Source organism: Streptomyces sp. NPDC060002, from assembly GCF_042737245.1.
Lineage (GTDB): Bacteria > Actinomycetota > Actinomycetes > Streptomycetales > Streptomycetaceae > Streptomyces.
In genome coordinates this window covers 97,895-112,382 of the sequence record NZ_JBHWUW010000002.1, presented here as the reverse complement: position 1 = coordinate 112,382, position 14,488 = coordinate 97,895, and the positions used below count along the sequence as shown (strand labels likewise).

Genomic DNA, 14,488 nt, shown 5'->3' with positions numbered 1-14,488 from the left:
GCTCCCGCGCCACCACCGGCCGGCCCTACTGCCGGACCGCCGTCCGTTGCAGCAGCCCCCAGGTGAACTCGGCGACGACCTCCCGTCGCACGCCCCAGCTGTCCGGGGCGGTGAAAGCCAGTCCCCAGCGGGTGGGGGCGGTGCCCTCCAGGGGGCGGGCCGGGGCGAAGGCGTGGGCGGCCTCGTCGACCGTGCAGGACCAGGGGGTGAGGTCTTCGAGGCTCGTCAGGCGCGGCGGCGCGGCTCCCGGGGCGCGGACCAGCCACTCGTTCCAGACGCCGCCGTTCGGGGCGAGGAGCACCTCGAAGCGCAGGTCGGGCCAGAGAGGCAGCGGCCAGAGCCAGGCCTCGCAGTCGAGATCCCCGACGCGACGGGGCGTCCGGGACTCCGGCTCGCCGAGGACCGAGCGGTAGCGGGCCAGTGAGCCCCGGGCGTGCGGGGAGTGGAGCATCGCCTGCCAACGCTTGTTGGCCTCCCGCGTCTGTACGAGGGAGACGCCCAGCGCATGGCGGGCCTCCTCCACCAGATCGGGATTGTGATCGGCCATGCGGCGCAACAGGACCTGTTGGAAGTCGAGCGCCGAAAACGAGCCGGCGAGGCGTTTCTGGGTCGGCATGCCCTCCATCCTGGCCCACCGGGCGCACCGTCCTGGGCCACTGCGCGATTCCCGGCCATTGCCCGGCGCAACGCCGTATGAAAGCCTGTGTTCGTCATGCCGATCGCCTGTTGAAATCTCGAACACAGGCACTGAGACGACTACCTAAGGGAGGGCCGGTTGTGGGACGCCTCGTACCTGCCGTGACCCGAGCTCTCGACATTCTGGAGCTCTTCCTCGACGGGGACGGTTCGCTCTCCGCCCCCGACATCGTGCGCAAGCTCCAGCTTCCGCGCACCACCGTGCACGAATTGGTGACCACGCTCTCGGCACGTTCGTACATCGTGGCCGTACCGGGACAGCCCGGACGGTACCGCCTCGGCGTACGTCCGTACCAGCTCGGCAGCCGCTACGCCGAACAGCTCGACCTCGCCGCCGAGGGTCAGCAGGTCGCGCGCACCGTCGCTGAGACGTGTGACGAGACGGTCCACGTGGCGATCCTGGAGGGCACGGACGTCATCTACATCGCCAAGGTCGACTCCACGCACGCGGTCCGGATGGTGTCGGCCGCCGGCCGCCGTCTTCCGGCCCACTGCACCTCCGTCGGCAAGATGCTGCTGGCCTCGCTCCCCGAGCCGGAACTCAGCGCACGCATCCCCGACGACGCCGACCTCATCCGGATGACCCCGAACAGCATCACCGAGCCCGGCGCCCTGCGCGAGGCCCTGGCGGAGATCCGGGAGCGGGGCGTCGCGGTCGAGAGCCGCGAGTCCAACCCGGACGTCAGCTGTGTGGCGGCGCCGGTGCGCGACCGCACGGGCCAGGTCGTCGCCGCCCTGTCCATCTCCGTGCCGATGATCCGCTGGAGCGACGAGCGCCGCGTCGAACTGGAGGAGCTCGCCGCGAAGGGCGCCGCCGAGCTGTCCGAGCTGCTGGGCTACCGGAGAGTGGCATGACGACGTCGTACGAGGTGGCCGTGCGGGCCGAGGCGACCCTCGGCGAGGGGCCGACCTGGGATGCGGCCGCCGGCCGGCTGCTCTGGCTCGACATACTCGGCTCCCGCCTGCACGGCTACGACCCGGCGACCGGCCGCCGCACGGTCCGGGTGACCGACCAGCACGTGGGCGCGGCCAAGCCCCGCGCCGGGGGCGGCCTGGTCCTCAACCTCCGGGACGGCGTGGGCCTGCTCGACCCGGACGACGGCTTCAGCTGGCTGCACCACGAGCCGGTCCCCGGCCGCCGCGCCAACGACGCCGCCGTCGCACCCGACGGCTCCCTCTGGGCCGGCACCATGCGCTACGACGAGGCCCCGGGCGGCGGCACCCTGTCCCGGTTCACCGGCGACGGCTCGGCCGAGCCGGTCCTCGACGACGTCGCGGTCAGCAACGGCACGGGCTGGAGCCCGGACGGGACGCTGATGTACTACATCGACTCGCCGACGCGCCGGGTCGACGTCTTCGCGTACTCGGCGGACGGCCGGGTGAGCGACCGCCGCACCCTCGTCGAGATCGAGGACGGCGCCGGCTTCCCCGACGGTCTCACCGTCGACGCCGACGGCTGCGTGTGGGTGGCGCTGTGGGACGGGGGAGCGGTACGCCGCTACACCCCGGCGGGCGAACTGGACCGGGTGCTCACCCTGCCGACCCCGAGGGTCACGGCCTGCGCGTTCGGCGGGACCGACCTGACCGACCTGTACATCACCACCGCCCGGGTGGGCCTGGAGTCACCGCACCCGGTGGCCGGATCGCTGCTGGTCGTGCCGGGAGCCGGAAAGGGCCTGGCCCCACCGGCCTTCGCGGGCTGACTACTCCAGTTCGGCGGCTTTCCGTTCCTCCGGTGTCAGCGGCGGCCCGCTCAGCGGTGGCTTGAGCGGGCCCAGCGCCGCCGACAGCAGCATGCTCGGTGCCAGCAGCACCTCGGCTCTTCGCTCCAGTGACATCACGTCCGTCACGGTTCTGGCGACTCGCCCGTTTCCGGTGGCCGTGAAGGTCAGCCGGTCCACATACGCGGCGACGAGCCGGTCCCGTCGGGTGGGGCCGTTCTCCGTCGCGCCCGGGAAGAACACGTCCTGCCCGACCGCGAGGTCCCACGCCGCCGCGACCGGCCGGGCCACTGCCTTCTGGATGCGCCGGGACAGCCCCGGCGAACCCCAGCCGTGCCGTCGTACGACGTCCCGAAGGGCCGTCGCGCCCTGGGCCGCGACCGACATGCCGTGCCCGTACACCGGGTTGTACGCGGCGAGCGCGTCGCCGAGGACCGCGAAGTTCTCCGGCCAGGCCGGCATCTTCTCGTAGAAGGCACGGCGGTTGGCCGTGGTGCGGGTGAACGCCACGTCGGAGAGCGGCTCGGCGCGGGCGATCAGGTCGGCGACGAGCGGATGTCGCAGTTCCTCGCGGGCGTACCGGTCGAAGTCGGCGGCGTCGGATGACGGTTCGCCACCGCGCGTGCCGATCAGGGTTACCAGCCACCGCCCGTCCTCGATCGGGAGCAGGACGCCTGCCCGGCCGGGCTCGCCCGTGCGCGGGTCCGCCATCACGTTGACGACCGGGAAGCCGTCGCGGGCCGCCTCGGGCGCGAGGTAGAGGCGGCTCGCGTAGGCCAGTCCCGCGTCGACCTCGCGCCGCTCGGGGGCGGGCAGCCCCAGGTCCGTCAGCCACTGGGCGGCACGGGAGCCGCGCCCCGTGGCGTCGACCACCAGATCGGCGGCGAGGGTGCGCTCGGCGCCGTCGTGGGTCCGGACGCGGACCCCGGTGACGGCGGTGCCGGTGCCGTCCAGCCCGAGCACCTCGGTCCGGTCGGTCAACTCGACGCGGTCATCGGCCAGGACGTGCGCCCGTATCGTCGCGTCCAGCAGGTCACGGCCGGACAGCAGCATGAAGTGCGACTCGGCCCAGCGCCGGTACCAGCCCTTCGGCGACAGCACGACCATGTCCGTGGTGACGGGCAGCCGGTGGGCCCCGGCCTCCCGCAGCCGCCCCGTGACGCCCGGCAGCAGCTCCTCCACGGCCCGCGCCCCGCCCGACCACAGCTGGTGGACGTGCCTCGCCTGGGGCAGCCCCTTTCGCGGGTGCGGGCCCGTGGGCAGCTCGTCGCGCTCGACCACGGTGACCCGGTCGGCGACCGAGGCCAGGGTGGCGGCGGCGAGCATGCCGGCAAGGGAGCCGCCGAGGACGACGGCGGTGGTGGGGCGTTGGCTCATGGACGGGCACGCTCTCTGCTGTGGTCATCGGTGCTGCTGTCGTCACTGCCGCGGTCGTCGACGGACGGGCCCGGGCCGCCTGGTGGGGGCGCGGTCGCGTACCTACGGACCGCCGCCATGTCGTCGGGGTGGTGGAGAGCCCGTGACACGGCAGCGATCTCCTGGAGCAGGTCCGTGATGTCGGGATTGCCAATGGCATCGCCGTCCGGCGCGCGACGCTTGGCGTCGGCCGCGTCCTGGACGGCCAGGGCGGCGGCGAGCGCCTTCGCGTGGCCGGGCTCGAATCCCAGGGCGAGAGCGGCCTCGTACGACCGTCGCTGCTGCTCCTCGTCGATGCGGCGGGCCAGCGGGAGGAGAGCGTCGCGGATAAAGGTCTCCCGCCGGATCAGGCGCAGTTCGGGCGTGGTGTGCAGGACGAAGGGGATGCCGCCGCCGTTGACGGTCCGCACCAGCGTGTACAGGGGCCGCAGTTCGTGGTGGGCGAGCTGGACGCGCCAGCTTTCGTGCAGGTACTGGCCGGCGTGCGGGAGGATGAATCCCACCGCGATCAGGATCGCGGACAGACAGGCCACGGGCGGGGCCAGTTGGGTGCTCAGCCAGTCCAGGTCGTGGCCGGTCCAGCGGGCTACCACGGCGGTGAGTTTGGCGGCGTCGAAGATCAGGTTGATCACGTAGCCGACGCCGAGCGACTTCAGCCCCCAGCGCAGCCAGGCGTCGAGCCCGTCGGTGCGGACCCAGTTCCAGATCAGCCGTGAAGTGATCAGGACGGCCACGGTGTGCGCCAGCAGGTAGGACAGGATCGCCTCACGCATGAAGGGTGTCGAGGCGTAGTACGTGTCCAGGTCCCGGAGCCGCTCGACCGGCGCGTCCGCGAGGGCGAACAGCACCCACAGCGCGACGACCACGCCCGAGTACAGGCACAGGACCCAGCGCATGGCGCGGCGGGTGGCCGCCGTGCGGTCAGACAGACCGTTGCGCCAGGCGATGAGCAGCAGCAGACAGGAGCCGCAGAACGCGGTGAGCAGGGAGTAGACCAACGGGGCCGCGATGTTCGGCACGCCCGTGACCCGGTTGGTCCAGGCGATCGTGGCAGGCGCCGCAGACACGAATACGAAGCAGGCGAGCAACAGCAGCCCGCCGACCGCGCGCAGCAGCGGGTCCCGCCACAGTCTGATGATGGTGGGCAGCTTGATCACAAGAGCGGTGGTGAGGATCGCGGCGGGGATCCAGAACGAGATGTAGAACTCGTCCAGGAGCCCGGCGGGGTCGAGGGCCAGGTCGGGGGAACCGGGGGCATGGATCACTGGGTTCCTCCGCGTCCGCGGTAGCCGAACGCCCGCTGCAGGGGATCGAGGGGCGCGCTGGTGCCCTCGCCGGAGACAAGGGGCCGGAGGGCGGAGGCCAGACGGTGGCCGAAGTCGTCGGCCTCGGCCTCGTCCCGTTGGCGGGAACCGTCACGGGCGGCGACGGAGATGGCCGCGTCCCGCCAGCCGGGCCGGCCGGCGAACGCGCGTGCAGCGGCGGCCGTGCCGACGCCGTGGTGGTGCCGGTGTCCGGCGTGCAGATGCCACAACTCATGTCCGAGGATGACCAGTTGTTGTACGTCCTCGGCCCGCTCCTCGACGATGACCAGGTCGAAGTCCTGGAACTCCACCCACAGTCCGGTCACCTCGATCTCGTCGGGGAACCGCTCGAACCGCACCTCGACGGGCCGTCCGCCGCGCCGCGCGGACATCTCCTCGCACAGCGCCCGGCACACGTCCCGCACACCGGCCGGCCGGCCGGGGCGGGCCCGTAGCGCGGCGGAGAGATCGCCGGTCAGCTCGCGCATGGCCGGTCCGGTCCTCGCGCGCCGCAGCGCCGAGCCGATCCGGGCCGCCCTCCCGCGCGCGCCCGCGATGTCCATCCACTCCCCCTTCTCAACCGCCGTACGGCAGCCCGTTCGAGCCTACGCGGCCGGTTGTGCCCACGTCACGGGAAGTTTTCACGGGGGCACCGGGAGCCACTGATAGAAAGCGCTGTCATAGATCCCGTCGAAACCATTGACGTGCAGGCGCATCAATTTTACGGTCCCGTTCGAAGTTACGAGCGGAATTCGAAATGTCGAACCAAACGAACGGCAGGGGCAAGGTATGGGACAACCTGGCCTGAATCGCAGGCAACTTCTCGCCGCCGCAGGCGGGTTGACAGTGGCGGGCAGTCTCGGCTTCGCCGCCCTCGGCACGGGGGCCGACGCGCTCGCCGCCGGGGCACACACCCGGGTCCGCTACTGGAACCTCTTCCAGGGCGGCGACGGCGCCAATCAGGTAGCGATGGTGGACGCCTTCCGCGACGGGCACCCGGACATCGCCGTGAAGGACTCCACCCTCGCCTGGGGCGGCCCCTACTACACCAAGCTCGCCATGGCCGCCGCCGGCAACCGCGCCCCCGACCTGGGGGTCATGCACCAGGGCCGCATCCCCGGCTTCGCGCCCGGCCGCCTCCTGGACCCCTGGGACGTGGACCTCCTCGCCAAGTACGGCGTACGCGAGGCCGACTTCAACCCGGTGCTGTGGCAACGCGGCATCGTAGACGGCGAGTTGTACGCCCTGCCGCTGGACATCCACGTCCAGCTGAACTTCTACCGCAAGGACGTCTGCGAGAAGGCGGGTCTCCTCGACACCGCCGGCCGCCTCCCCGCCGCCGGCTCCGCCGACGAGTGGTTCGACATCCTGAAGGCGGCCAAGGGGCAGCTGAAGAAGGGGCAGCAGACGCTCGGCCTGCACGCCAACGACCAGAACTTCTGCTGGTGGTTCTTCGTCGCCTTCTACCAGCAGCTCGGCGGCACCTACTTCGACGACGACCACACGACCGTCACCTTCGACACCGACAAGGCCACCCAGGTCCTGGAGTTCCTCCGCAAACACGTCACCGACGGCTACGTCACCGTCGGTGAGGCGGACGGCGAGGCCTTCCTCGCCGGTTCGCCGTTCACCTGGGAGGGCAACTGGTCGGTGCCGTACTTCAACGGCGAGAAGGTCGAGTACGGCGCTCAGCCGCTGCCCCCGGTCTTCGGCACCCCGGCCACCCACGCCGAGTCGCACTCCTTCGTCCTGCCCCACCAGGCCGACCGCGGCGGGGACGCGAACGAGGGCGCCTACCGGCTCGCCGCCTACATGGTCACCCACGCCACCACCTGGGCCAACGGCGGCCACGTCCCGGCCTATCTGCCCACCTTCAAGGATCCCGCCTATCTGGAACTGGCCCCCCAGAGCGAGTACTCACGCCCCGCCATGGACCACCAGGCCAACGAACCCCACATCTGGTTCGCCGGCTCCACCGGCGTCCTCGCGCAGCGCGTCGGCCCGATCGTGGCCTCCTCCAACCTGGGCTCCGCCACACCGGACGCGGCGGCCCGCCGGATGAAGTCCGCGCTGGCGCAGCTGCTGGCGATGAAGAACCCGATGGACGGCCGTACGGCAGCCCAGGAGCTGAAGGGAGCCGGCGCATGAGCGCGCTCGCGCACGCCGGGACGCTGCCGCCGCGCACCGCGGTCGCCGCCGACTCCGCCCGCGCCCGCTGGGGCCGCCGCTTCCAGCACGGCGGCTGGTTCGTGGCCCCGTTCTTCGTCCTCTACGGACTGTTCGTCGTGCTGCCGGTCGTCCGCGGCCTCTACCTCAGCTTCACCGACGCCAACATCTCCGGCGACCACACCGGCTTCGTCGGCCTCGACAACTACCGCGAGGCCCTGAAGGACGACCTGGTCTGGGACTCCCTCTGGCACAGCGTGCAGTTCACGCTCTACGTGGTCCCGGTGATCGTCGTCGCGGCCCTGCTGATGGCGCTGATCGCCCACCACACCGTGCACTTCAAGTGGCTGTGGCGGCTGTGCTTCTTCGCGCCCTTCCTGCTGCCCTCCGCGGTCATCGGCAACCTGTGGTGGTGGCTGTTCCAGCCCACCAACGGCATGGTCAACCACGTCCTGGGCCTGGACACCCCGTGGCTCACCCAGAAGTCCACGGCGATGCTCGCGGTCGTCGTCGCGACCCTGTGGTGGACGGTCGGCTTCTCCTTCCTCCTCTACCTGGCCGCCCTCCAGAACATCCCCCACCACCTCTACGAGGCAGCCGAGCTGGACGGGGCCAACGCGTTCCAGCGGATGCTGCACATCACCGTGCCGAACCTGCGCAACATCACCGGCCTGGTCTTCGCCCTCCAGATCCTCGCCTCGCTCCAGGTCTTCGACCAGGCCGTGGTGATGTACCAGTTCGGACCCGGCCCGGAGGAATCGACCCGCACCTTCGTGCAGTACACCCTCGAACAGGGCTTCACCAGCTACCGCGTGGGCTACGCCTCCGCGATCTCCTTCATCCTCTTCATCATCGTCGCGGCCGTCGCCCTCGGGCGGATGTGGCTGCTGCGCAACCGCGAGGAGGTCGCCGTCCGATGACCACGCTTCCGACGCCCCCGACGCCCCCGACGTCCACCACTCGCTCGTCCCGCAAGCCGCGCGGTTCCTGGACCCCGGCCCAGATCGCCCTCACGCTGGTGGCGGCGGCCCTCTCCCTGGTCTGGCTGGCCCCGCTCGCCTGGGCGCTGTCGACGTCCCTGAAGACCCCCACCGAGTCGGTGACCTCCCCGCACTGGATCCCGCAGGACTTCACCGGGGAGTCCTGGAGGGCGGTGATCGAGGCCGGCAACATCCCCAACTGGTTCGTGAACTCGGTCGTCGTGTCCGTCTGCGTCACCTTCATCGTCCTCGCGGTCGCCTCCCTCGCGGGATACGGCTTCGCGCGCACGGAGTTCCGGGGCAAGTCGGCGCTGATGGCGCTGACGATGGCGGGCCTGATGTTCTCCCCGGCGATCATCGGCGTCCCGCTCTTCACCACGGTCCAGTCGCTCGGCATGGTGGACACCTACTGGGGCATGATCCTTCCGCAGTGCGCGCCGGCGGCGATGGTCTACATCCTCTACAAGTTCTTCCAGTCACTGCCGAAGGAGCTGGAAGAGGCGGCCTTCATCGACGGCGCGGGCCGCTGGCGGATCTTCTTCACGATCGTGCTGCCCCTGTCGAAGCCCTCCCTGTCGGCGGTCGGCATCTTCACCTTCATCGCGTCCTGGAACAACTTCCTGTGGCCCTACATGGTGACCAACAACCCCGACCTGATGACCATGCCGAACGGCATCGCCACCGTGCAGAACGCCTTCGGCATCGTCTGGCCCCAGCTCATGGCCGGCGGCCTGCTGGCCGGCCTCCCGCTGATCGTCGTGTTCGTCTTCTTCCAGAGCCAGATCGTGCGGGGCGTGGCCCACACGGGTCTGGCGGGCCAGTAGACATCGGTTCCCCGGGACGCGGGGAACCGCACGACCGGCCACCCACCCACCCGTAGCGGCCAACGGACAAGCACCCCCTCCCCGATCCTCGAAAGGCGTACATGCGCACCGCACGTCTCACCCTCGACCCCGCCTTCACCGTCGGCGAAGTCAACCCCCGTCTCTTCGGCAGCTTCGTGGAACACCTCGGCCGCTGCGTCTACACCGGCGTCTTCGAGCCCGGCCATCCGTCCGCCGACGAGGCGGGACTGCGGACCGACGTCCTGGACCTGGTCCGCGAACTCGGCGTCACCGCCGTCCGCTACCCGGGCGGCAACTTCGTCTCGGGCTACAAGTGGGAGGACTCGGTCGGCCCCGCCGAGGACCGCCCGCGCCGCCTCGACCTGGCCTGGCGCTCGACGGAGACCAACCGCTTCGGTCTCTCCGAGTACATCGCCTTCCTGCGGAAGATCGGCCCGCAGGCCGAACCGATGATGGCGGTCAACCTCGGCACCCGAGGCGTGGCCGAGGCCCTGGAGCTCCAGGAGTACGCCAACCACCCGTCCGGCACGGCCCTCGCGGAGCAGCGCATCGCGCACGGCGACAAGGACCCCTTCGGCATCCGGCTCTGGTGCCTGGGCAACGAGATGGACGGACCCTGGCAGACCGGCCACAAGACGGCCGAGGAGTACGGCCGCCTCGCCGCCGAGACGGCCCGCGCGATGCGCCAGATCGACCCGACGGTGGAACTCGTCGCCTGCGGCAGCTCCAGTCAGTCGATGCCGACGTTCGCCGACTGGGAGGCGAAGGTCCTGGCGGAGACCTACGACCTGGTCGACCACATCTCCCTGCACGCCTACTACGAGCCGCACGACGGCGACTTCGACTCCTTCCTCGCCTCGGCGGTGGACATGGAGTCGTTCATCGAGAACGTCGTCGCCACCTGCGACCACGTGGGCGCGAAGCTCAAGTCGAAGAAGAAGATCAACCTCTCCTTCGACGAGTGGAACGTCTGGTACCTCTCCCGGTGGGAGGAGCACGCCCGCACCGCCGACCCGCGCGACTGGCCGGAGGCGCCCCGCCTGCTGGAGGACAACTACAGCGTCATGGACGCCGTCGTCTTCGGCTCGCTCCTCATCGCGCTGCTGCGGCACGCAGACCGGGTGACGGTCGCCTGTCTGGCCCAGCTCGTCAACGTCATCGCGCCGATCCTCACCGAGCCGGGCGGCCCGGCCTGGCGGCAGACGACGTTCTTCCCGTTCGCGCAGGCGTCGAAGCACGGCCGGGGCACGGTCCTCGACGTGCGGGTGGACTCGCCGACGTATGTGACGGCCAAGTACGGCGAGGCGGACCTCCTGCACGCCACCGCCGTCCGCGCCGACGACGGCACGGTCACCGTGTTCGCCGTCAACCGCAGCCGGACCGAGGCACTGCCCCTCCACATCGGGCTGAGCGGCCTCGATCTGACCTCGGTCGTCGAACACAGCGTGCTCGCGGACGCCGACCCGGACGCCCGCAACACCCTCGACGACCCCGAGCGGGTCGCCCCGCACCCGGCCGAGGGCACGGCGCTGACGGACGGCGGACTGACGGCGACGCTGGAGCCGCTGTCGTGGAACGTGATCAGGCTGGCGTGACCGGAAGCGGCCGGGCGGAGCCGCGTGCGGCCTCGCGTACGAGGGTGATCGCCGGTCGGTCGGCCGCGACCGGCCGGCGATCCCTTCCGATGTCTGGCGTCACAATGGGCTCATGAGGATCTCGGCACGGGCGGACTACGCGGTACGGGCGGTACTGGAGCTCGCCGTACGGCAGGACGGCGGCGACCCGGTCAAGGCCGAGTCGATCGCCGCCGTGCAGGACATTCCGCACAAGTTCCTCGAGGGGATCCTCGGCGACCTGCGGCGCGGCGGGATCGTCGACAGCCGGCGCGGCGGGGGCGGCGGGTACCGGCTGGCCCGCGACCCGGCGGCGATCACGGTCGCGGACGTGATCAGGGCGGTGGACGGCCCGATCGTCTCCGTACGCGGCGAACGCCCGACCGGCCTGACGTACACGGGCTCGGCACAGCCCCTGCTCCCGCTCTGGATCGCCCTGCGGGCGAACGTGCGGCGGATCCTGGAGGGCGTCACGATCGCCGACATCGCGGCGGACGCCCTGCCGGATCCGGTCCGGGCGCTGGCCGCGGAACCGGCGGCCTGGGAGAACCCGTAGTACCCGTAGGACCCCTGTAGTACCCATGGGCCTGTAGTACCCGTAGGGCCTGTAGTACTCGACACGGTGACGGGCCGTCGCTCCCCCGCCGAGGAGCGACGGCCCGTCCCGGTGTGGTCAGGCGGAGTCGACGCCGACGGTGATCGTCGCCTTGTAGCCGTCGGACACGCTGGAGCCGAGGGCGGTCAGCGTGAGCAGGCCGGAGGAGGCGCCCCCGTCGTCGTAGATGCTGTCGTTGGCGAGGGTCGTCTCCTTGGTGGTGTTCGCGGAGTACGGCGAGGTGGCCTGGACCTCCTCGTTGATGTCGGGGTCGAAGAAGAGCTGACCGGTGTGGATGACCTCGCCGCCGGTGTACGAGTCGTCGGTGAGCGTCACCTCGGTGTGCACCCGCATATGGACGTGCACGGCCCGGGAGACGTAGTGGCCGGGCCAGATCGAGGTGATGCTCGCCTGCCCGTTCGCGTCGGTCAGCTGTCCGCCGCGCAGGAAGGTGCCGTTGTCCTCCTCCTGGTGGCCGTTGCCGCCGACGAAGCCGGAGTACTCGCCCAGGGCGTCGCAGTGCCAGATCTCGACCAGGGCGTCGGCGAGCGGCGCACAGTCGTCGGCCTGGTCGACGACGGTGAAGGTGTACTGGACCTCGAAGCCCTCCTTGTCCTCCCTGATGTCCTCGCGGACGAGGGCGCCGTCGAGGGAGTAGGGGCCTTCGGTGACCTCGGCGTTGAGGGTGCAGACGCCACTGGCGGTGGAGGTGCCGGTAGAGGCCTCGGCCTCGGCGGACGACGCCGTCTCACCGCTCGTGGTGTCGGCCGATGCGAACCCGGCGACGGCGAGGCCGCCGGCCGCGGCGACCGCGGTGCCGCCGATCAGGACGCGGCGCCGCTTCATGGACTTGTCCAGCCGGTGCTTACCGGGCTGCTGGTCGTCGTCGGAGTCGATGGTGTCGTCGTGGTGCTCGTTGTTTCCCGTCATGTCGAGTGAAGTTAGGGGCGTATCTGAGGAAATCCTTTATGCCGGGCTGTGCGGGACCTGGGGATGCAACGGTCAACTACCTCTGTTTCCACGCGAGTTCGGGCATCGTGCCGACGGATGCCGACAGATGACGGTCAGCGGCGGGCGGCGGCAGCCGGGGCAGGCGGACGCTCTTCGAGGTGCGGCCCGTCCGGACCGAATCGGAGGAACGCCCCCTGGTTCCCTGACCCGGAGCGACCGGGTGTGAACGGGCCGTGGTGAATGGCCGGAGTTCTGTCTGGGCGCGCCCCACCACTCTCCCTACGATGCGATCGCCCCGGTTCTTCACAGCAACTCCATTGATCCTTCACAGGGTTGCCGTGCGGAACCGGACGCGCATCCACCCCCCACCGATCCGAACGAAGGACAGAGACCATGGCAAGTGGGCTGCTCCTGGGCGGTGCGGTCGCCGCACTCATCACCGCGGCGATACCCGCGCACAATTCGTCCCCCGTGTTCGACAACCCGCCTCCGGACAAGATCGTCATCGACGTCGCCACGGTGAACGGCTCCGGCTGTCCCGCCGGTACGGCGGCCGTCGCCGTCTCCGAGGACAACACCGCCTTCACCGTGACCTACAGCGACTACCTCGCCCAGGTCGGCGGAAGCTCCAACCCCACGGCGTTCCGCAAGAACTGCCAGCTCAACCTGATCGTCCACGTCCCCTCGGGCTTCACGTACGCCATCGCCAAGGCGGACTACCGCGGCTACGCCTCGCTCCAGTCCGGCGCGACCGCCGTACAGCGGGCCTCGTACTACTTCCAGGGCTCGTCGCAGACGGTGTTCAAGAACCACAACTTCACCGGCTCCTACAACGACAGCTGGCAGGCGACCGACAGCACGGACTGGGCCCAACTGGTCTGGGCGCCCTGTGGAGTTCAGCGCAACTTCAACATCAACACCGAGCTCCGGGTCAACGCGGGCACGTCGGCGCCGAGCAAGGTCAGCTTCATGACCATGGACTCGACCGACGGCGACCTCAGCACGATCTACCACATGGCCTGGCAGCAGTGCCCGGCTAAGTAGGCGGCTCGCCTCTCGACCCCAGGGTCACCTCGCCGCGTGGGCCACGAACTCGGCCCACGCGGTGGGGGAGAGAGCGAGCGCGGGGCCGTCCTTGGCTTTGGAGTCACGGACGTGGACCTGGGAGGGGCAGGTGGCGACTTCGATGCAGTCGCCGTCCCCGCTGCTGCTGTAGCTGGACTTGTGCCAGTCGAGCGCGACCTCGACGCAGTCGCCGTCGCCGCCGCTGCTGTAACTGCTTTTGAACCAGGCCAGTTCGGGCGTGCTCATAGGTCTCCTCGCATCTGCCGCAACAGGCTCCTGGAGTCTTTGGGAGTGAGAGCCTGTGAACGCATCCTGGCATAGCGCATGTGCAGGAGGCTGATCTCTTTCGGGTCAGAGACGAGCAGGCCGCCACGCTGCCCTTCGCAGTAGGCGAACCACTTGTTCTTCGGCGTCTCCAGCAGCTGTACCGGGCCAGCGAGTCCCGCATGCGACTCCTGGATCACCGGCATGATCTGGATCTCAACGTTCCGCAACTTGGCGATCTCCAACAGGACTTCAATTGCCTCGTGCGTGAGCTCTGCCCCGCCAGTGCGGCGTCGAAGCACGTGCTCTTCGACGATGAAGCTGAAGGCCGTGTTCGGCCGCTCCCGCAGCAACCGCTGACGCTCCGCTCGCGCAGCCCACTTGGCCTCGATTTCCTCGTCGTCCAGCGGAGGAAGTTGCTCGGTGAACAGCGCTCGCGCATACGCCTCCGTCTGCAGCAACCCCGGAATCATCCGGCACTCGTACGTGTAGAGCGTGATCGCCGTCTTCTCCAGCCCCGCCCACCGCCGGAACCAGGACGCCAGTCCCGGCTGCCGTTCCAGGAAGCCCGCCGCGCTCCGCAGCGCGCCCGTGTTCCCGAGGGCCCCCTCCGCCGCCTCGACGAAGTCCTCGTCCGGCATACGCCTGCCCAGCTCCACGGAGGCCACCGTGTGTTTGGAGAAGCCCACCCGGCTGCCGAAGTCCTCCCTGCTCAGCCCGTGATGCACGCGCAACGCCTGGACCACCGCCCCGAACGTTCGCATACTGTCCGACGACTCCGGCTCACCGTCGACCACCATGGCCACCTCCCGCACCCATGGTCACGCCGGGTGATCGGTACTGTCCAGTCCGTAATCGCGTACGCTGCGCGA

General features: G+C 70.2%; 15 protein-coding genes. 8 read left to right on the top strand and 7 right to left on the bottom strand.

The window, feature by feature from the left end; translation table 11 throughout:
* Nucleotides 1–25 precede the first annotated feature (25 nt).
* Entirely contained in the window at nucleotides 26–625 is a 600-nt protein-coding gene (locus ACFWBD_RS03020) for a hypothetical protein (protein WP_385661783.1), read from the bottom strand.
* 152 nt (nucleotides 626–777) lie between these two features.
* Between ACFWBD_RS03020 and ACFWBD_RS03015 the strand changes: the two genes are divergently transcribed.
* Nucleotides 778–1,551, top strand: coding sequence for an IclR family transcriptional regulator (locus tag ACFWBD_RS03015; RefSeq protein WP_385661780.1), 774 nt, complete (start codon nucleotides 778–780; stop codon nucleotides 1,549–1,551).
* The gene (locus tag ACFWBD_RS03010) at nucleotides 1,548–2,399 is read left to right on the top strand and encodes an SMP-30/gluconolactonase/LRE family protein (protein WP_385661777.1); all 852 of its coding nucleotides are present in this window, start codon (nucleotides 1,548–1,550) and stop codon (nucleotides 2,397–2,399) included. Before ACFWBD_RS03015 ends, ACFWBD_RS03010 begins: the two co-directional genes overlap by 4 nt.
* Here ACFWBD_RS03010 and ACFWBD_RS03005 read toward each other — a convergent pair whose 3' ends face one another.
* The 3 genes from ACFWBD_RS03005 to ACFWBD_RS02995 are packed head-to-tail and all read right to left on the bottom strand — an operon-like array spanning nucleotide 2,400 to nucleotide 5,700.
* Nucleotides 2,400–3,794, bottom strand: coding sequence for an FAD-dependent oxidoreductase (locus tag ACFWBD_RS03005; RefSeq protein WP_385661775.1), 1,395 nt, complete (start codon nucleotides 3,792–3,794; stop codon nucleotides 2,400–2,402). It lies immediately after the preceding gene.
* A complete protein-coding gene (locus ACFWBD_RS03000; RefSeq protein ID WP_385661772.1) occupies nucleotides 3,791–5,098 on the bottom strand; it encodes an MAB_1171c family putative transporter in 1,308 nt (435 codons plus the stop codon). The genes ACFWBD_RS03005 and ACFWBD_RS03000 overlap by 4 nt, the downstream gene beginning before the upstream one ends.
* The gene (locus tag ACFWBD_RS02995; protein WP_385661770.1) at nucleotides 5,095–5,700 is read right to left on the bottom strand and encodes a toxin-antitoxin system, toxin component family protein; all 606 of its coding nucleotides are present in this window, start codon (nucleotides 5,698–5,700) and stop codon (nucleotides 5,095–5,097) included. Before ACFWBD_RS02995 ends, ACFWBD_RS03000 begins: the two co-directional genes overlap by 4 nt.
* Before the next feature lie 226 nt (nucleotides 5,701–5,926).
* On the opposite strand from ACFWBD_RS02995, the gene ACFWBD_RS02990 reads away from it, so the two are divergent.
* From ACFWBD_RS02990 to ACFWBD_RS02970, 5 genes are all read left to right on the top strand, one after another.
* Nucleotides 5,927–7,285, top strand: a complete 1,359-nt coding sequence (locus ACFWBD_RS02990) for an extracellular solute-binding protein (protein ID WP_385661767.1) — start codon at nucleotides 5,927–5,929, stop codon at nucleotides 7,283–7,285.
* A complete protein-coding gene (locus tag ACFWBD_RS02985) occupies nucleotides 7,282–8,223 on the top strand; it encodes a carbohydrate ABC transporter permease (protein ID WP_385661764.1) in 942 nt (313 codons plus the stop codon). The genes ACFWBD_RS02990 and ACFWBD_RS02985 overlap by 4 nt, the downstream gene beginning before the upstream one ends.
* Nucleotides 8,220–9,107: a carbohydrate ABC transporter permease gene (locus ACFWBD_RS02980; protein WP_385661761.1), complete on the top strand. Its 888-nt coding sequence runs from the start codon at nucleotides 8,220–8,222 to the stop codon at nucleotides 9,105–9,107. Before ACFWBD_RS02985 ends, ACFWBD_RS02980 begins: the two co-directional genes overlap by 4 nt.
* Before the next feature lie 101 nt (nucleotides 9,108–9,208).
* Entirely contained in the window at nucleotides 9,209–10,723 is a 1,515-nt protein-coding gene (locus ACFWBD_RS02975) for an alpha-N-arabinofuranosidase (protein WP_385661759.1), read from the top strand.
* A 112-nt stretch (nucleotides 10,724–10,835) separates the two neighbouring features.
* Complete coding sequence (locus ACFWBD_RS02970; RefSeq protein WP_385661756.1) at nucleotides 10,836–11,297, top strand: RrF2 family transcriptional regulator; 462 nt, start codon at nucleotides 10,836–10,838, stop codon at nucleotides 11,295–11,297.
* 117 nt (nucleotides 11,298–11,414) lie between these two features.
* Here the strand turns inward: ACFWBD_RS02970 and ACFWBD_RS02965 are convergent, their stop codons facing one another.
* Entirely contained in the window at nucleotides 11,415–12,266 is an 852-nt protein-coding gene (locus ACFWBD_RS02965; RefSeq protein WP_385661753.1) for an intradiol ring-cleavage dioxygenase, read from the bottom strand.
* A gap of 414 nt (nucleotides 12,267–12,680) precedes the next feature.
* On the opposite strand from ACFWBD_RS02965, the gene ACFWBD_RS02960 reads away from it, so the two are divergent.
* A complete protein-coding gene (locus ACFWBD_RS02960; protein WP_385661750.1) occupies nucleotides 12,681–13,331 on the top strand; it encodes a DUF4360 domain-containing protein in 651 nt (216 codons plus the stop codon).
* 24 nt (nucleotides 13,332–13,355) lie between these two features.
* Here ACFWBD_RS02960 and ACFWBD_RS02955 read toward each other — a convergent pair whose 3' ends face one another.
* Nucleotides 13,356–13,598 (bottom strand): DUF397 domain-containing protein, encoded by a 243-nt coding sequence (locus ACFWBD_RS02955; protein ID WP_385661747.1) that lies wholly within the window; start codon nucleotides 13,596–13,598, stop codon nucleotides 13,356–13,358.
* The gene (locus ACFWBD_RS02950; RefSeq protein ID WP_385661745.1) at nucleotides 13,595–14,416 is read right to left on the bottom strand and encodes a helix-turn-helix domain-containing protein; all 822 of its coding nucleotides are present in this window, start codon (nucleotides 14,414–14,416) and stop codon (nucleotides 13,595–13,597) included. The genes ACFWBD_RS02955 and ACFWBD_RS02950 overlap by 4 nt, the downstream gene beginning before the upstream one ends.
* Between the last annotated feature and the right edge of the window lie 72 nt (nucleotides 14,417–14,488).